Below are 17,528 nucleotides of genomic sequence, written 5' to 3'. Positions count from 1 at the left end.
TGCGCCGGACCGGATCCTGCCCGGCGCCTGGGTCCGGTGGCGGCCGTCACACGCAGTGGGCCCCACACAGAAATGTCCCGTTCGGTGCGGAGCGGGGCCCTGGGGCCCGCCCCCGCACCGAACGGGATGGGAAGTGCTGGATCAGCCGGCGACGGTGATCGTGTCGATCGCCTCCTGCGCACGGGTGCGCAGCGTCTCGGACATCGGGGCGGAGCCGGCGGCGTCGGCCGCAGCCTGCTGGCCCTCCTCGCTGACCACGTACTCGCCGAAGGCCTTGACCAGGTCGGCCGTCTCCTGCGAGTCGTACTGCGGGCAGAAGATCTCGTAGGAGACGAGCACGATCGGGTAGGCACCGGACTCGGTGGTGTCGCGCTCGAGGTCCATCGCCATGTCGTACTCGGCGCGGCCCTCGACCGGGGCGGAGGCCTCGACGGCCCTCGCCGCGGCGTCGGAGGAGTACTGGACGTAGTCCTCGCCGACACCGACGGCCACCGTGCCGAGGTCGCCGACCGCGGAGGCGTCGGCGTAGGTGATGGCGCCCTCGGTGGAGGTGGTGGTCTCCACGACGCCGGAGGTGCCCTTGTTGTTCTCGGCGGCCCACTGGGACGGCCAGTTGCCGGAGACCTCCTCGGTCCACACCTCGGGGGCGGCCGCGGCCAGGTACTCCTGGAAGTTCTCGGTGGTGCCGGACTCGTCGTTGCGGTGCACCACGGTGATCGGGGTGTCGGGCAGGTCGGCGTCCGGGTTCTGGTCGGCGATGGCCGGGTCGTTCCAGGTGGTGATCTCGCCGGTGAAGACCTGGGCGATGGTCTCGCCGTCCATGTTCACGGTCTCGACGCCCGGCAGGTTGAAGGCCACCGCGATGGGGGAGATGTAGGCGGGCACGTGGAAGGCGCCCTCGGGGCCGCAGACCTCCTTGGACGCCTCGTACTCCTCGTCGTCGAGGTAGGCGTCGGAGCCGGCGAAGTCCGCGCCACCGGCGACGAAGGCCTCGCGGCCGGCGCCGGAGCCGTCCGGGGAGTACTGCACGGTCGCCTCGGGGTTGGCCTGCTGGAAGCCGTTCTGCCACGCGGTCATGGCGGCCTGCTGCGCGGAGGAGCCGATGCCGGTCAGCGTCCCGGCGGCGCCGCCCGCGGCGGCGCCGGAGGAGGTCTCCGCACCCCCGCCGGTGGTGGTGGCGTTGTCGGAGCCGCACGCGGTGAGCGCGAGGGAGCCGATGGCCAGGACGGCGGCGGAACGGCCGAGGTGGGATGCCTTCACTTGTAGCCCCTTAAATCATCACAGTCGTGGCCCGAGGAGGGCCGGGATCAACATGGCACCGGAGAGCGCCGGGCCCACGGGAGAGGGGTGGACCTGCGGGGTCCCGAGTCCTCTCACGCCGAGTGACGGTACGGATCCCAGGTGGCCAGATTGGCCCAGGAAGGTGAACGGGAGGTGAACAGTGCCGGGTCGCGGCCCGGGTTGTCGGCGATCTCACAGACGGCGCGCCGCTAGGATGGCCCCATGCAGCCAGCCCACCGCGCGCGTGCCGCGGCCCGCGCCGTGGGCGCCCGGATCCGGGTGGGACTGACCCGGGCCCGCTCCGGGCTGCTGCAGAGCTTCCAGATGACGGTCGCCAGCGTGGGTGCCTACCTGATCGCCGAGCACCTGCTGGGCCACACCGGGCCCATCTTCGCCGCCACGGCCGCGCTCGTGTCCCTGGGCTTCGCCAAGGGCGGGCTGCGCTACCGGCGGGTCCTCGAGGTCTCGATCGGCTGCACGCTGGGCATCGCCGTGGGCGACACCCTGATCCACGTCCTGGGCACGGGGGTGTGGCAGGCCGCCGTCGTGCTCATGACCTCGATCCTGCTCTCCCGCTTCCTCGACAACGGGACCATCTTCAGCACGCAGATGGGCCTGCAGTCCGTGCTCGTGGTCCTCCTCCCCCCGTCCGCGGACGGGGTGTTCGCCCGCTCCACGGACGCCGTCGTGGGCGGTGCGTGCGCGCTCGCCATGGCGTACTTCGTCCCGGCGGACCCCCGCCGGGAGCCGCGCGAGAACCTCCGGAACCTGGTGGCCGAGTTCGCGAGCGTCCTGCGCGAGGCGGGCCGCGCCGTCGAGGACTACGACTCGACGGCGGCGTGGCACGCGCTCGTGCGGGCCCGCCAGACCCAGCCGCTGGTGGACTCGGTCACCACCGGGCTCACCGCCGCCCTGGAGATCGCCCAGGCCTCGCCCCTGTACCGCGGGCGCCGCGACGAGGTGGAGGCGATCAAGGACTCGGCCCACTACCTGGACCTCGCCGTGCGCAACGTCCGGGTGCTCGCCCGCCGCCTGGCCTCCGTGATCAACCACGTGACCCTCTCCGACGAGGCCGTCGCCTCCCTCGTCGACGCCCTCGACGACCTCGCGGACGCCGTCACGACCCTGGGCAGCGCGCTGGCCGTGGCCTCGGCGGGGTCCCGGGGGAGCTACCTGCGCCAGGCCCGCAACGAGCTGTCGAGCGTGGCCGCGCGCCTGCACCCGAGGACCATGGGGGTGCGCACCATGGAGGGCGAGACGCTGGTGCTCGACATGCGCCCCATGGTGGTGGACCTGCTCGAGGCGGCGGGGATGTCCCACGAGGAGGCCGTCTCCCAGCTGCCCCGGCTCGAGGGCTGGGACCGGGTCTGAGCCCGCGCCCGCGGCCTTAGCGCGTCCGGGGCGGCGGCTAGCCTGGACGCCATGAGCACCCGCACCCGACGCACCTCCCCCGCCTACCGCTGCACCGAGTGCGGCTGGACCACGGCCAAGTGGGTGGGCCGCTGCGGGGAGTGCCAGGCGTGGGGCACGGTCGAGGAGATCGGGGAGCACAAGGCGCGGACCACCGCCGCCCGCTCGATCGCCGAGCCCGCCCGCCCCATCGCCCAGGTGGACGCGACCGTGGCCACCGCCGTGCCCACCGGGGTCCCCGAGCTGAACCGGGTGCTGGGCGGCGGCCTGGTGCCCGGGGCGGTCGTGCTGATGGCGGGCGAGCCGGGGGTCGGCAAGTCGACCCTGCTGCTGGACGTCGCCGCCCGCTTCGCCGAGGGCACCGGGGACGGCGCCCGCGACGTCCTCTACGTCACCGGGGAGGAGTCGGCCGCGCAGGTGAAGCTGCGGGCGGACCGGATCGGCGCGGTGGCCCCCACGCTGTACCTGACCGCCGAGACGGACCTCGCCACCGCGCTGGGCCACATCGAGAAGATCGCGCCGCGGCTGCTCGTCGTGGACTCGGTGCAGACCCTCGCGAGCGCGGAGGTCGAGGGCTCCGCGGGCGGGGTCACGCAGGTCCGGGAGGTCGCCGCGTCCCTCATCGCCGCGGCCAAGCGCCGGAACATGACCACCCTGCTCGTGGGGCACGTGACGAAGGACGGCTCCATCGCCGGGCCCCGCCTGCTCGAGCACCTGGTGGACGTCGTGTGCCAGTTCGAGGGAGAGAAGCACTCCCGGATCCGGCTGCTGCGGGCGGTGAAGAACCGCTACGGCCCCACCGACGAGGTCGGGTGCTTCGACCTCACCGAGACCGGGATCACGAGCGTCGAGGACCCCTCGGGACTGTTCGTCTCGCGCACCGCCCTGCCCGTCTCCGGCACGTGCCTCACGGTGACCCTGGAGGGCCGCCGCCCCCTGCTCGCCGAGGTCCAGGCCCTGCTGGACCGCTCCTCCACCGCCCAGCCGCGGCGGGCCACCGCCGGTCTGGAGTCCTCGCGGGTGGCCATGCTGCTCGCCGTGCTGCAGCGGCGGGCCGGCGTGAACCTCGCGGGCCTGGACTGCTACGTCTCCACCGTGGGCGGGGTGAAGCTCACGGAGCCCTCCACCGACCTGGCGGTGGCCATGGCGCTGGCCTCCGCGGCGCAGGACCGCCCGCTCCCCCAGCGGCTCGTGTGCTTCGGGGAGGTCGGCCTGGCCGGGGAGGTGCGGCCCGTGCCCGGGATCGGGCGGCGGATCCAGGAGGTCGCGCGCCTGGGGTTCACCCACGCGGTGGTCCCCGCGAGCCCCACCGGGCCGGGCCCCGTCCCGCCGGGCTTCACGGTGCGCGAGGTGACCACGATCTCGGACGCCATGGAGCTGCTCTTCCCCGGCTCCGCCGCCGGTCCGCGGCAGAAGAGGGAGACCGCCGCGGCCGTATGATGAGGACCGTGGCGAAGACCCCTGAGAACGCACTGCGCAAGACGCTGGCCCGCCTTGCTCCCGGCACGGAGCTGCGCGCCGGGCTCGAGCGGATCCTGCGCGGTCGCACCGGCGGGCTCGTCGTCCTCGGCTTCGACCGCTCCGTGGAGGCCATCTGCTCCGGCGGCTTCGACATCAACACCGACTTCTCCGCGCCGAAGCTGCGCGAGCTGGCCAAGATGGACGGCGCCATCGTCTGCGACCGGGACGCCACGCGCATCCTCAAGGCCGGTGTCCAGCTCGTCCCGGACCCCTCGATCGACACCACGGAGTCCGGCACCCGCCACCGCTCGGCCGAGCGCACCGCCAAGGAGACCGGGCTGCCCGTCATCTCGGTGAGCCAGTCGATGAGCGTCATCACGATCTACGTGGGCGAGACCCGCTACGCGGTGGAGGGCTCCCAGTCCATCATGGCCCGCGCCAACCAGGCCCTGCAGACCCTGGAGCACTACAGCAACCGCATGGAGCAGGTGCTCGGCAACCTCTCCTCCCTGGAGATCGAGGCGTCGGTGACCGTGCGGGACGTCGCCCTGACGCTGCAGCGCATGGAGATGGTGCGCCGGATCTCCTCGGAGATCGGGTGGTACGTCCTGGAGCTCGGCGTCGACGGGCGGCTGATCGCGCTGCAGCTCGAGGAGCTCACCGCCGGCACCGGCCCCGGCCCCGACGTCGTGCTGCGCGACTACCTCCCCGAGCACACCCCGGCGGAGGGCATCGAGCTGGGGCTGGAGCGGCTGGCCGAGCTCACCCCCGCGGAGCTCATCGACCTGCAGCGGATCGCGGTGTCCGTGGGGCTGGTCGAGCCGCAGGGCAGCCTCGAGACGGACCTGCACCCGCACGGCTACCGGCTGCTGGAGGGGATCAAGTCGATGCCCCGCGCCGTGGCCAACCGGCTCGTGCGCCAGTTCGACGGCCTGCAGTCCCTGATGGCCGCGAACCTCGAGGACCTCAAGGCGGTCGAGGGCATCGGCGAGCAGCGGGCCCGCACGGTGCGCGAGTCGCTGTCCCGGATGGCCGAGACGAGCCTGCTCGAGCGTTTCATGTGAGCCCGCGGGCTCACTCCAGCACGAACGTGGCCGGCTCGCTGGTGCGCTCCCCCAGGGAGACGACCAGGCGGTAGTACCCGGCCACGGCCGCCTCGCCGGCCTCCGTGCAGCCCTCGGCGGTGCGCAGGCGGTCCCAGCCCAGCCGGGCGCTCTCCTCCTGCCCGGGCTCGAGGGTGATCTCCCGGTCCTCGGAGCCCGCCTGGCAGTGGCGGCTGTCGAACACGGTGTCCGCCCCCGAGACGACCTCGTAGACCATCCGGGAGGTGCCGGCGTTGACCCGGCACGGGTCCTCGCCGGTGTTCTCCAGCGTCAGCACCAGCACGGGCGGGACGTCGGCCGGGTAGCTCTCCCGGTCGGTGGAGGCCCGCACGAACAGCTCCGAGCCGCACTCCTCGGCCGGCTCCTCCGTGGCGTCGGCGGACGCCGACGCCGACGCGGAGGCCGAGGCGCTCCCGTCCGGGCGCGGCGTGAAGTCGGCGAAGGGCTCCTGGGAGGCCGCGGCGGCGGACGCGGTGGCGGTCTCCGGGTCCGGGACGGTCCCCGGGTCGTCGGGGCCGAGCATCGAGGCGACGGCCGAGACCACGCCCACCGCCGCGACCAGCAGGAGCACGGCCGCGGCGAGCGCCACGAGGATCCGGCGGCGCCGGTAGACCTCGGGGGCCTCGCGGCGGGGCGCCCGGGTCCGGTCGCCGTCGAACCCGTTCCCCGGTCTCCCCCGGGAGGTGCTCCCCGAACCCTTCTGCGCCATGCCCCCAAGGCTACAGTGGGTCCGGTGAGCTCCGTTCCCGCCCTCCCGCCCCCCGCCGCGCACCGGGACCTGCCGGGCCTCCACGAGGCCGTGGTCCGGTGGTTCGACGACGCCGCCCGCGACCTCCCGTGGCGGGACCCCGACTGCACCCCGTGGGGAGTCATGGTCAGCGAGTTCATGCTCCAGCAGACCCCCGTGGTCCGCGTGCTGCCGGTGTGGCGGGCGTGGCTGCAGCGCTGGCCGCGCCCGGCGGACCTCGCCGCCGACACCGCCGGGGAGGCGGTGCGCGCGTGGGGCCGGCTGGGCTATCCGCGGCGGGCCCTGCGCCTGCACGCGGCCGCGGTCGAGATCGTCCGCCGCCACGGCGGGCAGGTGCCCGCCGCGCACGACGAGCTCCTGGCGCTGCCGGGGGTGGGCGCCTACACGGCCGCGGCGATCGCGGTGTTCGCGTTCGCGGACCGGCAGACCGTGGTCGACACGAACATCCGCCGGGTGCACGCCCGGGTCGTCTCGGGGCGGGCCCTGCCGTCCCGGTCGCTCACGGCCGCGGAGGTGCGGCTGGCCGAGGAGCTGATGCCCGCCGACGACGCCCTGGCGGTGCGGTGGAACAAGGCCGTCATGGAGCTCGGGGCCCTCGTGTGCACCGCCCGCTCCCCCCGCTGCGAGCAGTGCCCCGTGCGGGAGGCCTGTGCGTGGGTGGCCGCGGGCCGCCCGGAGCCGGAGCACGCGCCGCGAGGGCAGAGCTGGGCGGGCACGGACCGGCAGGTGCGCGGGGCGATCATGGCCGTGCTGCGCGCCGGGGCGGAGCCGGTCCCCGCGCGGCACCTGGCCGGCCCGGTGGACCTGGCCGCGGGGATCGAGGTCGAGGGCCTCACGCCCGGGGCCCTGCGGGCGCTGGACGCCCTGCACGGGCTCGCGGCCCCGGAGGAGCAGCGGCGGCGGGCCCTCGACGGGCTGCTGCAGGACGGGCTCGCGGTGGACGGGGCGGCGGGGATCAGCCTTCCGGGCTGAGCCGGAGGATCATCCGGGTGTTGCCCAGCGTGTTCGGCTTCACCCGCGCGAGGTCGAGGTACTCGGCCACGCCCTCGTCGTGGGAGCGCAGCAGCTCGGCGAAGACGTCCGGGGCGATCTGGTCCTGGTTGGCCATCACCTCGAAGCCCTGCCGGGCGAAGAAGTCGACCTCGAACGTGAGGCAGAAGACCCGGGAGACCCCCACGGCCCGGGCGCGGTCGAGCAGCCCGGCCAGCAGCGTGCGGCCCACGCCGCGGCCACGCCACTGCTCGGAGGTGGCCAGGGTCCGGACCTCCCCGAGGTCCTCCCACATCACGTGCAGGGCCCCGCAGCCGGCCAGCCGGGGCGCGCCCTCGTCGTCGAGCGCCTCGACCACCAGGAACTCCTGGATGCCCTCGTAGTAGGCGACCGTGTCCTTGCTGATGAGCACACCCTCCCGGGCCAGCGGCGCCACGAGGTCCTTGATCGCGGGGACGTCGGACGTGCGGGCGGGGCGCAGGAGCAGGTCGGTCACGCGGCAAGTGTACGCGCACGCCCGCCCCCGGCAGCGGGACCTCCCCGGGGGCGGCGGGCCGGGAACGCGCGGAAGGGCCCGCCGCGCGGCGCGCGGCGGGCCCTTCACGGACGGCGGCGGATCAGCCCTCGGTACCGGCCTGGCCGTCCCGGCGCACGGCCTCCGCCTCCTCGAAGCCGCCCATCGGGTCGACCATCTCGTCGGCCGTCAGGTCGAACATCGGCGTCGAGGAGAAGACGAACTTCTGCGCGTCGCCCTCGCCCTCCGTGTCGACGCTGATCTTCTCGCCGGGGCGGATCTCCCCGAAGAGGATCTTCTCGGAGAGCTGGTCCTCGATCTCCCGCTGCATCGTGCGGCGCAGCGGGCGGGCGCCCATCGACGGGTCGTAGCCCTTGCGGCTGAGCAGCACCTTCGCGGTGTCGCTGAGCTCGATGGACATCCCCTGGTCCCGCAGCCGCTCCTGCAGCCGGGCCACGAAGAGGTCGACGATCTGCACGATCTCGCTCTCCGTCAGCTGCGGGAAGACGATGATCTCGTCCACGCGGTTGAGGAACTCGGGACGGAAGTGCTCCTTGAGCTCCTCCTGCACCTTCTGCTGCATCCGGTCGTAGGTGGACGCGCTGTCCACCCCGGCCTGGAAGCCGACCGGCACGGCCCGGGAGATGTCCTTGGTGCCCAGGTTCGTGGTCATGATGATCACGGTGTTCTTGAAGTCCACCACGCGGCCCTGCGAGTCGGTCAGGCGGCCGTCCTCGAGGATCTGCAGCAGCGAGTTGAACAGGTCCTGGTGGGCCTTCTCGACCTCGTCGAACAGCACCACGGAGAACGGCTTGCGGCGCACCTTCTCGGTGAGCTGGCCGCCCTCCTCGTAGCCGACGTAGCCGGGAGGCGCACCGAAGAGCCGGGAGACCGTGTGCTTCTCCTGGTACTCGGACATGTCGAGGGTGATGAGGGCGTCCTCGTCCCCGAACAGGAACTCGGCCAGCGCCTTCGCGAGCTCGGTCTTGCCCACGCCGGTGGGGCCGGCGAAGATGAACGACCCGCCGGGGCGCTTGGGGTCCTTCAGGCCCGCCCGGGTGCGCCGCATCGACCGCGACAGCGCCTTGATGGCGTCGTCCTGGCCGATGATCCGCTTGTGGAGCTCGTCCTCCATGTGCAGCAGGCGGCCGGTCTCCTCCTCGGTGAGCTTGTACACGGGCACGCCGGTGGACGCGGAGAGGACGTCGGAGATGACCTCGGGGGTCACCTCGGCGAGCTCGTCACCGCCGTCGCGCCACGAGCGCTCCTTGTCGTCGCGCTCGGCGATCAGCTTCTGCTCGCTGTCGCGCAGCGAGGCGGCCAGCTCGTAGTCCTGGCCGTCGATCGCGGCCTCCTTGCGGCGCTTCACGTCCGCGATCCGGTCCTCGAGCTCCTTGATCTCCGGCGGGGCCGTCATCCGCTTGATCCGCAGGCGGGCACCGGCCTCGTCGATCAGGTCGATCGCCTTGTCCGGCAGGAAGCGGTCGGAGATGTAGCGGGCCGCGAGATGCACGGCCGACTCGAGGGCCTCGTCCGAGATCGACACCCGGTGGTGCGCCTCGTACTTGTCCCGCAGGCCCTTGAGGATCTCGACGGCGTGGGCCTCGGAGGGCTCGTCCACCTGGATCGGCTGGAAGCGGCGCTCCAGCGCGGCGTCCTTCTCGATGTGCTTGCGGTACTCGTCGAGGGTCGTGGCCCCGATGGTCTGCAGCTCGCCGCGGGCCAGCATGGGCTTGAGGATCGACGCGGCGTCGATCGCGCCCTCGGCCGCGCCGGCCCCGACGAGGGTGTGGATCTCGTCGATGAACAGGATGATGTCCCCGCGGGTGCGGATTTCCTTGAGCACCTTCTTGAGCCGCTCCTCGAAGTCGCCGCGGTAGCGGGAGCCCGCCACGAGGGAGCCGAGGTCGAGGGTGTAGAGGTGCTTGTCCTTGAGGGTCTCGGGGACGTCGCCGCGCACGATGGCCTGGGCGAGGCCCTCGACCACCGCGGTCTTGCCGACGCCCGGCTCGCCGATCAGCACCGGGTTGTTCTTGGTGCGCCGGGAGAGGATCTGCATGACCCGCTCCATCTCGCGGAAGCGCCCGATCACCGGGTCCAGCTTGCCCTCGCGGGCGGCGGCGGTGAGGTTGCGGCCGAACTGGTCGAGCACGGCCGAGCCGGCGGGCACGCCCTCGGCCTGCCCGGCGGAGCGCACGCCGGCGCCCTCCTTCTCGGGGGTCCCCCCGCCCTGGTAGCCGGAGATCAGCTCGAGCACCGTGGAGCGCACCTTCTGGGGCTCCGCGCCGAGCTTGGTGAGCACCTGGGCGGCCACGCCCTCCCCGGCCCGGATGATGCCCAGGAGGATGTGCTCGGTGCCGATGTAGTTGTGCCCCAGCTGGAGCGCCTCGCGCAGCGAGAGCTCGAGGACCTTCTTGGCCCGGGGGGTGAACGGGATGTGCCCGGAGGGAGCCTGCTGGCCCGGACCGATGATGTCCTGGACCTGCTCCCGGGCGCCGGTGAGGGTGATGCCCATCGAGTCGAGCGCCTTGGCGGCGACCCCCTCGCCCTCGTGGATCAGCCCGAGCAGCAGGTGCTCGGTGCCGATGTAGTTGTGGTTGAGCATCCTGGCCTCTTCCTGGGCCAGCACCACGACCCGGCGGGCGCGGTCGGTGAAGCGTTCGAACATGGATACTCCTCAGTCGATGTCTGCACTCGATGCTACGCACCCGGAGGGGCTTGCGGACCCCTGTTCGCCACCGGCGAGACGGCTGCCGGTCCGGACGGGGAGCGCTCACCGGGCCGTCCCCGCACCGGGGGACAGGATTTCCCTTTGTTCGCGCCCGCCGGGCAAAAGCGCAGGTCACCGGAAAAATGCGTCTGCATTTGTCCCCCGACGGCCCCACGGGGAATTCCCGGGGAGTTCCGGCGGGGAAACAGCAAAAAGGAGGGACCGGTTGTCCGGTCCCTCCTGGTCTCGGCTTTTCGCCGTGCCCGTTCTTACTGCCGGGCTTTACTGCTGGGCCGCGTAGTAAGCCTTCTGGACGTCCTGGTGGATCCGGCCGCGGTCGGAGACCGGGTAGTTGTTCTCCCGGGCCCACTGCCGGATGGCCGCGGTGTCCGGGTTGCCCTTCCCGGCGGGGCGGCCGCCGCCGGAGCGCTGCTGCTTCGGGGCCTGCTGCTTGCCCTGGGCGCGCCGGGCCTTCGCGATGAACGGGCGCATCGCGTCGCGCAGCCTGGCGGCGTTCTCCTCGGAGAGATCAATCTCGTACTGCCCGCCGTCCAGGGCGAAGCGGACGGTCTCCTCGGCGGGACCGCCGTCGAGGTCGTCCTCGAGAACGATCTTCACAGTCTGTGCCATGGCTGGAACTCTCCTCCGCCTCTCGGCGCTCGTCGTTCCCGGGACGTCCCGTCCCGGGGGCACCCGGAGGTCGTGCTGATTCCCCCGTGCCGTGCCGTCCGTTCCGCGGCGTGTTACCGCGGGATATCCCGGCCGGCGACGCGAACACTCGTTCCCGGTGTCGCCGAGTTTATCCTACAATTTCCCGGCGCAATTCGTCATCCGGGCGGCGGAGGGAATTCCGTGCCGATTACTTCTTCCGGGAAATGCCCAGGGAGCGGACGGCAAATGCGGGAGGTCAGCGCTCGGGGCCGGGCCGGCGGGGTCCGGGGTCGCCGAAGGGCAGGTCCTCCCCGTCGCGCTCCTTCAGCTGCTCGTACCAGCGCTCGGCGTCGGCCTCGGAGCGCGCCTGGACCGAGCGCTCGGTGCGGTCGCCGCGGAAGATCCAGCGGAGGATCAGCCAGAAGATGATGCCGATGCTGACGGACGGCAGCAGGACCGCGATGTATTCCATGGACGCATTCTCCCCGGGGGATCTGGACGGACGCTGACGGCAGAGGGAGGAGGTCAGTCCTGCTCGGGCTTCATGAGCGGGAACAGGATGGTCTCCCGGATCCCCAGGTCCGTGAAGAGCATGATGAGCCGGTCCAGGCCGAGGCCGAGCCCGCCCATGGGCGGGGCGCCGTGCTCGAGGGCCCGCAGGAAGTCCTCGTCCAGCTGCATGGCCTCGTCGTCGCCGGCCGCGGCGCGGCGGGACTGCTCGGTGAGCCGCTCGCGCTGGACGACCGGGTCGATCAGCTCGGAGAAGGCCGTGCCGCGCTCCATGCCGCCGATGATCAGGTCCCACGCCTCGATCAGCCCGTGCTCGGAGCGGTGCTGGCGGGCCAGCGGCTGCGCCGAGGGCGGGTAGTCGCACACGAAGGTGGGCTGGATCAGCGTCGGCTCGACGATCTCGCCGAACAGCTCCAGCACGAGCTTCTCCGCGTCCCACGCCGGGTCGGCGGGCACCTCGCGCTCCTCGGCGATCCGCCGGAGGACCTCGACGGGGGTGCCGGGGGTGATCTCCCGGCCCACGGCCTCGGAGAGGGCCGGGTACACGGAGAGCCAGCGCCACTCCCCGCGCAGGTCGATCGTGCCCCGGTCCGTCTCGATGGTGTCCGTGCCCAGGGCGTCGGCGCACGCGAGGATGATCTCCTTGATCCGCTCCGCCATCGTGAACTGGTCGCCGTAGGCCTCGTACGCCTCGAGCGTGGTGAACTCGGGGCTGTGGGAGGAGTCGACGCCCTCGTTGCGGAAGACCTTCCCGATCTCGAAGACCCGCTCGATCCCGCCCACCACGGCGCGCTTGAGGTAGAGCTCCGTGGCGATGCGCAGGGTCATGTCCTGGTCGAAGGCGTTGAGGTGGGTCCCGAACGGGCGGGCCGTGGCCCCGCCGTGCACGAGCTGCAGCATGGGGGTCTCGATCTCGACGTAGCCCCGGTCCACCAGGGTGTTGCGCACCGTCTGGATGATCTTGGCGCGCTTGACCACCACGTCCCGCGCCTCCTCCCGCACGATGAGGTCGAGGTAGCGCTGGCGGACCCGCGTCTCCTCGTTGAGCTCGTTGTGCAGGGTCGGCAGGGGCCGCAGGGCCTTCGACGCCATGGCCCAGGTGTCGGCCATGACGGACAGCTCGCCGCGGCGGGAGCAGATCACCTCGCCGTGGACGGCCACGAAGTCGCCGAGGTCCACGAGGGACTTCCACTCGGCCAGGGCCTCCTCGCCGACCTGGGCGAGGGAGAGCATGACCTGCAGGCGGGTGCCGTCGCCCTCCTGGAGGGTCGCGAAGCACAGCTTGCCGGTGTTGCGCACGAAGACCACGCGGCCCGCCACGCCCACGAACCGGCCCGTCTCCTCCCCGGGCTCCAGGTGGCCGTAGGCCTCCCGGACCTCCCGGAGGGTGTGGCTGCGCTCGACCCCCACGGGGTAGGCCTCCCGGCCCGACTCGAGCAGCCGGGCGCGCTTGGCGAGCCGGAACTGCATCTGGTCCGAGAGCTCGGCCTGCTCGGCGGCCCGGTCCTGGGCCTCGTCCTGGGCGGTCGTGGAGGTGTTCTGCGCGTTGGTCACAGTTGTCCAGGATAACGCGGGGGGTCAAATCCCCGCCGGTCCCTCCCCGCCCTGCGCCGGGACGGACCGGGTCAGAGCACCCGGTTGTCGATCAGCCGCGTGGGGCCCACGTACGCGGCCACGAGCGCGAGCGCGCCGGGGCCGGGCTCGGCCGGGGCGAGCGTGGCGGGGTCGACGACGACGAGGTAGTCCAGCCGGACCTGGTCCTCGGCGTCGATCCGTGCGCGGGCGGCGTCGAGGCCGAGCTCCCCGGCGGCGAGCGCGCCCAGTGCGCGGGAGAGCACGAGCGCGGATCGGCGCTGGCCCGCGTCGAGGTACTGGTTGCGGGAGGACAGGGCCAGCCCGTCGGCGTCGCGCACGATGGGCACGGGCCGGACCGTGACGGGCAGGGCGAAGTCGGCGACCATCCGCCGCACGAGCAGCAGCTGCTGGGCGTCCTTCTCCCCGAAGTACGCCCGGTAGGCGGCCGGCACGGGCGGGGCCGCGATGTTGACCAGCTTGTTCACGACGGTCAGGACGCCGTCGAAGTGCCCCGGCCGGCTCGCGCCGTCGAGCACGGCGCCCAGCCGCCCGGAGGTCACGCGCACGAGCGGCTCCCCGCCGGGGTACATCTGCTCGACGGAGGGGGCGAGGACCAGGTCGGCCCCGAACCGGGCGAGCAGCTCGACGTCGGCGTCCAGGTCGCGGGGGTAGCGCTCGAAGTCCTCGTGCGGGCCGAACTGCAGGGGGTTGACGAACACCGACACGGCGACCACCGCGTTCTCCTGGCGGGCCAGGCGCACCAGGTGGCCGTGGCCCTCGTGCAGGGCGCCCATCGTGGGCACGAGCCCCAGGGATGCCTCACCCGGCACCGCACCGAGCCGGGCGGCGAGGGCCGCCCGGAACTCCGCGACGCCGCGGCAGACCAGGGGGGTGGTGGCGGGCACGGGAGTGCTCACGGGATGTCCTTTCCGTCGGCGGGGTCGAGGGCCGCGAGCACGGCGTCGTAGCGGGCGCGGTCCAGCAGCCCCCGCTCGAGGGCCCGGCGGGCCGTGACCCGGGCCAGGTCGAGGTAAGCGAGCAGCACGTCGTCGCCCCCGTGGCCGTGCGCGTACTCGTCCAGGGCGCCCCGGTGGGCGGCGACGGTCCCGGCGTCCCCCCGCGCCACGGGCCCGGTCAGGGCCGACTCCCCCGCGGCCAGGGCGTTGTCGAGGGTCGCCCGCAGCAGGGGCCCGAGCACGCGGTCGGGGTGGTCCACCCCGATGTCGCGCAGCACCTGCATCGACTGGCCCGCGACGGTCATGAGGTGGTTGGCCCCGTGCGCGAGGGCCGCGTGGTAGAGCGCGCGGTCGGCCTCGGCGACGACGACGGGCTCCGCCCCCATCTCGACGACGAGCGCCTGGGCGATGGGCAGGACGGGGGCGGGCGCCGTGATGCCGAACGAGCAGTCGTTCAGGCGGGCGAGGTCCAGGCTGAGCCCGGTGAAGGTCATGGCGGGGTGCACGGCGAGCGGGATGGCCCCGGCCCGGCGGGCGGGGTCCAGCACGCCGGTGCCCCAGCGCCCGGCGGTGTGCACCACGAGCTGGCCCGCCTGCCACAGCCCGGCGTCGGCGAGCCCCTGCACGAGGCCGGGCAGCTCGTCGTCGGGCACGGCCAGCAGGACGAGCTCGGAGCGCTCGAGCACGGCGGGGACGTCCAGCACCGGCACGCCCGGCAGGAGGGCCTCGGCCCGGTCCCGGCTGGCCTCGGAGACGGCGCTGACCCCGACGACGGCGTGGCCGGCGGCGCGCAGCGCCGCCCCCAGGACGGCGCCCACCTTCCCGGCGCTGACGACGCCGACCCCGAGGCGTCCCGGGCGGTCGGACGGGTGGGTCATGCTCGCTCCTGCTCGTGGGCCTGGTCGCGGATCTGCTCGTGGGCCCGGTGCGGGCCGTCGGCCAGTCTACGGGCGCCGGCGGCGTGCTCGGCCTGGGCCGCGGCGAGCGCGCGGGCGTCGCCGGTGTCCAGGTGGGGCACGAGCACGGTCACGGGCCCCGGGGTCGAGTGCAGGTGGACGTCGGCGAGGCCCAGCGCCCGCTCGAGGGGCCCCTGCGTCACGGCCACGGACTGCGTCTTCTCGTGGGGCACCACGGCGGTGCGGCGGGCGAGGCGCCCGGAGCGGACGGCCAGGACGTCGTCGGTCGCCGCGAAACCGGTGCGGCGGTGCGTCAGGGGGTCCAGCCACCGGGCGCGGCGCGGGGAGGTCGTGAACCGCCCCTCGTCCCCGGCCCCGTGCAGGCCCTCCCCCAGCAGCGCGCTCAGCTCGTCCCCCCGGACCCGGGGCAGGGCCAGGTGCAGGACGGTGCGCACCTCCGGGAGGGTGCCGACGGGCAGCAGCGTGGAGCGCAGCGCGTCGCTCTCGCCCGCCGCGGCGCCGTAGCCGGCCACGTTGACCCGGACCCGGTACCAGCCGAAGGGCCGCCACAGCACGGGCTGGTCCACCCCGACCGCCTGGATCCGGCCCGCGGGCACGGTCTGGGAGCGCACCCCGAGCAGCCCGTGGCGCACGCGCATGCCCTCGGGGATGCGCAGCAGCCGGAACCGCCAGCCCTGCTCGACGCGGCGGTAGGCGACCGTGCCGAAGCTGATGAGCCCGGGCAGCCAGGCCGCCAGCAGGCCCGCCCCCCTCGCCGGGTCGAGTAGCAGGACGGCCGGGACGGCCGCGAGCAGCAGGGCCAGCACGACGGCGGTGCCCGAGGCGAGCACGGAGCCGACCAGACGGGCCACCGGGACCGCGAGGACCGGGTGCTCCTCGTCGCCGGTCGGCGCCCACGGGGCGCGCCGCGGCCCGGGGAGCCCGGGCTCGCCGGCGGGGCCCGGGCCGGCGGGGCCCTCGGCCGTCCCCGGCCGGGCGGCGGGCAGCCCGAGGCGGCCGAGCAGCTCGGCGCGCAGCGCGCGCGCCTGGGCGTGGGTGAGGTAGGCCAGGGACACGGCCGACTGCCCGGCGTCGGCGACCTCGAACTTCAGCTCGGCCAGGCCCAGCACGCGCGGCAGGAACGGGCGGTGGATGTCGATCGCCTGGACCCGGTCCAGGCGGGCCTGGCGCTCCTGCCGGAAGAGCACCCCGGAGCGCACGCGCACGTGCTCGGCGCTCACCTGGTAGCGGGTGAACCACCACGAGACGAGCACCGCGGCGGTGAACACGCCCAGCAGCAGGGTGAGGATCCCGGCCAGCGCCCACCAGAAGACGGGACCCGCCCGGGTGAGGTCGAGGTCCTGCCCCGGCGGGGCGCCCGGGCCGACGGGGTGGCCGAGGTAGGAGGCCACCAGGTCGTCGACCGCGATGTTGAGCACGGCGCCGGCGAGCACGAGCATCGCCAGCCAGCCCCGGACCGCGGGGGTCAGCGGGTGGACGCGGCGCCACGCGGGGGCCCCGGGGTCGTCCCCGGGACCGGGGCCGCCCGGGGGCACGGGCCCTGCCGGGGGCAGGGGGGGCGCGCTCACAGGCCCGCCAGGAGCGCCTCGCCGCGCGCGGTGAGCCGTTCGCGCAGCCGTGAGGCCTCGGCGTGCTCGACGCCGGGGATCTCGGCGTGGCTGCCCACGGCGGCGGTGTGCAGCCGCACCGTGGCGAGGCCGAACGCCCGCTGCAGCGGGGAGACCGACACGTCCACGTACTGCATCCGCCCGTACGGGACGACCGTGACGCGCTGGTAGAGCAGGCCCCGGCGCACGAGCAGGTCCTCGCCGCGCTCGGCGTAGCCGATCGCCCGGACCCGGCGGGGCGCCAGCAGGACGGAGAGGATCCCCGCCGCCACGACGGCCCCGGGCGGGAGCAGGAACCAGGGCAGCAGCCCGGCGGGCCAGACGCCGAGGCCGGCGAGCACGGCCGGCCAGCCGAGCGCCGCCGCCCAGAAGGCGGTGCTGATCAGGGTGCCGAGCACCACCACGGAGACGTGCCGGGGCGAGACCCGGGTCCAGGCGAGGCCCTCGGGGTCGATCGCGCGGTTGCCCGGCGGTGCGCCGCCGGGCCCCGGCTCCCGGACCGGCGCGCCGGGGGGCGCCGCGTCACGCGGTGCCGTGCCCGCCGGGCCGCTCGCGGGGTCGTCGGGGGATCTCACGGGCATAACCACCTTCTCCCTCGGGCAGCTCCTTCTCCCGCCCCCTACGGTACTCGGCGCCCTCCTCCGCGTCGGGGTCGTCCGGCGGCAGCTTGCAGAAGCTCTCCACGACCCAGCCGACGACGACGAGCACGACCCCCGCGGCGGCGTGCCCGAGGCTCGCCCACAGCGGCCCCTGGTCCGAGCGCACGCTCACGAGGGCGAGCTGCTCGACGGCGATCGCGCCGTGCCAGCCGGTCAGCATCGCCCCGGCCCATGCGACGGCCTGGGCTCCCGCCGCGGTGCGGGCCGCCACGAGCGGGTCGAAGCGCTCGGGGTGCAGCCCGTCCTGGTAGCGCTTGACCCGCAGCCCCAGCACGAGCAGGCCCACGGCCACGGCGGCGACCGCGGCCAGCGAGGCCCAGGGCAGGATCAGCAGCGGACCGCCGGCCCCGGTGGACAGCCGGTTGGCGCTCCAGCCGACCGCTCCGGCGGCCGCGGCGCACATCAGCAGGGCGGGGACGGTGAGCATGTGCACGGC

Annotated in this window: 16 protein-coding genes; 4 read left to right on the top strand and 12 right to left on the bottom strand. The window is 74.0% G+C overall.

The features are described from left to right. Positions 1-141 precede the first annotated feature (141 nt). The gene (gene pstS / locus ACYSMR_RS11930) at positions 142-1,260 is read right to left on the bottom strand and encodes a phosphate ABC transporter substrate-binding protein PstS (RefSeq protein WP_461745451.1); all 1,119 of its coding nucleotides are present in this window, start codon (positions 1,258-1,260) and stop codon (positions 142-144) included. A gap of 243 nt (positions 1,261-1,503) precedes the next feature. On the opposite strand from pstS, the gene ACYSMR_RS11925 reads away from it, so the two are divergent. Genes ACYSMR_RS11925 through disA form a run of 3 tightly spaced genes read left to right on the top strand, consistent with a single transcriptional unit; the run spans position 1,504 to position 5,216 of the window. Beyond that, positions 1,504-2,652, top strand: a complete 1,149-nt coding sequence (locus ACYSMR_RS11925) for an FUSC family protein (protein WP_461745449.1) — start codon at positions 1,504-1,506, stop codon at positions 2,650-2,652. A 51-nt stretch (positions 2,653-2,703) separates the two neighbouring features. Continuing rightward, positions 2,704-4,131, top strand: coding sequence for a DNA repair protein RadA (gene radA / locus ACYSMR_RS11920; RefSeq protein WP_309124924.1), 1,428 nt, complete (start codon positions 2,704-2,706; stop codon positions 4,129-4,131). An 8-nt stretch (positions 4,132-4,139) separates the two neighbouring features. After that, positions 4,140-5,216, top strand: coding sequence for a DNA integrity scanning diadenylate cyclase DisA (gene disA / locus ACYSMR_RS11915; protein ID WP_251333212.1), 1,077 nt, complete (start codon positions 4,140-4,142; stop codon positions 5,214-5,216). Positions 5,217-5,226: 10 nt separating this feature from the next. Here disA and ACYSMR_RS11910 read toward each other — a convergent pair whose 3' ends face one another. After that, the gene (locus tag ACYSMR_RS11910) at positions 5,227-5,964 is read right to left on the bottom strand and encodes a hypothetical protein (protein ID WP_461745446.1); all 738 of its coding nucleotides are present in this window, start codon (positions 5,962-5,964) and stop codon (positions 5,227-5,229) included. A gap of 24 nt (positions 5,965-5,988) precedes the next feature. Here ACYSMR_RS11910 and ACYSMR_RS11905 point away from each other — a divergent pair, with 24 nt between their 5' ends. Further along, entirely contained in the window at positions 5,989-6,975 is a 987-nt protein-coding gene (locus ACYSMR_RS11905) for an HhH-GPD family protein (RefSeq protein ID WP_309124926.1), read from the top strand. Here ACYSMR_RS11905 and ACYSMR_RS11900 read toward each other — a convergent pair. From ACYSMR_RS11900 to ACYSMR_RS11855, 10 genes are all read right to left on the bottom strand, one after another. Then, on the bottom strand, positions 6,959-7,489 hold the full coding sequence (locus ACYSMR_RS11900; protein WP_461745444.1) for an amino-acid N-acetyltransferase: 531 nt from the start codon (positions 7,487-7,489) through the stop codon (positions 6,959-6,961). The two genes, ACYSMR_RS11905 and ACYSMR_RS11900, sit on opposite strands and share 17 nt — an antisense overlap. Before the next feature lie 121 nt (positions 7,490-7,610). Further along, positions 7,611-10,175, bottom strand: coding sequence for an ATP-dependent Clp protease ATP-binding subunit (locus ACYSMR_RS11895; protein ID WP_461745442.1), 2,565 nt, complete (start codon positions 10,173-10,175; stop codon positions 7,611-7,613). 324 nt (positions 10,176-10,499) lie between these two features. After that, a complete protein-coding gene (locus ACYSMR_RS11890) occupies positions 10,500-10,847 on the bottom strand; it encodes a histone-like nucleoid-structuring protein Lsr2 (RefSeq protein WP_309124927.1) in 348 nt (115 codons plus the stop codon). Positions 10,848-11,124: 277 nt separating this feature from the next. Further along, a complete protein-coding gene (locus ACYSMR_RS11885) occupies positions 11,125-11,340 on the bottom strand; it encodes a hypothetical protein (protein WP_309124928.1) in 216 nt (71 codons plus the stop codon). Positions 11,341-11,393: 53 nt separating this feature from the next. Further along, positions 11,394-12,848, bottom strand: coding sequence for a lysine--tRNA ligase (gene lysS, locus ACYSMR_RS11880; RefSeq protein ID WP_251333289.1), 1,455 nt, complete (start codon positions 12,846-12,848; stop codon positions 11,394-11,396). A 155-nt stretch (positions 12,849-13,003) separates the two neighbouring features. After that, complete coding sequence (gene panC, locus ACYSMR_RS11875; RefSeq protein ID WP_461745439.1) at positions 13,004-13,870, bottom strand: pantoate--beta-alanine ligase; 867 nt, start codon at positions 13,868-13,870, stop codon at positions 13,004-13,006. Then, positions 13,867-14,787, bottom strand: a complete 921-nt coding sequence (locus ACYSMR_RS11870) for a Rossmann-like and DUF2520 domain-containing protein (protein ID WP_461745437.1) — start codon at positions 14,785-14,787, stop codon at positions 13,867-13,869. The genes panC and ACYSMR_RS11870 overlap by 4 nt, the downstream gene beginning before the upstream one ends. After that, positions 14,784-16,394, bottom strand: coding sequence for a PH domain-containing protein (locus ACYSMR_RS11865; RefSeq protein WP_461745435.1), 1,611 nt, complete (start codon positions 16,392-16,394; stop codon positions 14,784-14,786). The genes ACYSMR_RS11870 and ACYSMR_RS11865 overlap by 4 nt, the downstream gene beginning before the upstream one ends. After that, positions 16,391-17,014, bottom strand: a complete 624-nt coding sequence (locus ACYSMR_RS11860) for a PH domain-containing protein (RefSeq protein WP_461745433.1) — start codon at positions 17,012-17,014, stop codon at positions 16,391-16,393. The genes ACYSMR_RS11865 and ACYSMR_RS11860 overlap by 4 nt, the downstream gene beginning before the upstream one ends. Beyond that, the gene (locus ACYSMR_RS11855; RefSeq protein WP_251333291.1) at positions 16,956-17,519 is read right to left on the bottom strand and encodes a DUF3180 family protein; all 564 of its coding nucleotides are present in this window, start codon (positions 17,517-17,519) and stop codon (positions 16,956-16,958) included. The genes ACYSMR_RS11860 and ACYSMR_RS11855 overlap by 59 nt, the downstream gene beginning before the upstream one ends. Between the last annotated feature and the right edge of the window lie 9 nt (positions 17,520-17,528).

Source organism: Kocuria sp. U4B (assembly GCF_054875615.1).
The sequence above is the reverse complement of the archived record's forward strand: the minus strand, read 5'-3'. Positions and strand labels throughout refer to the sequence as shown.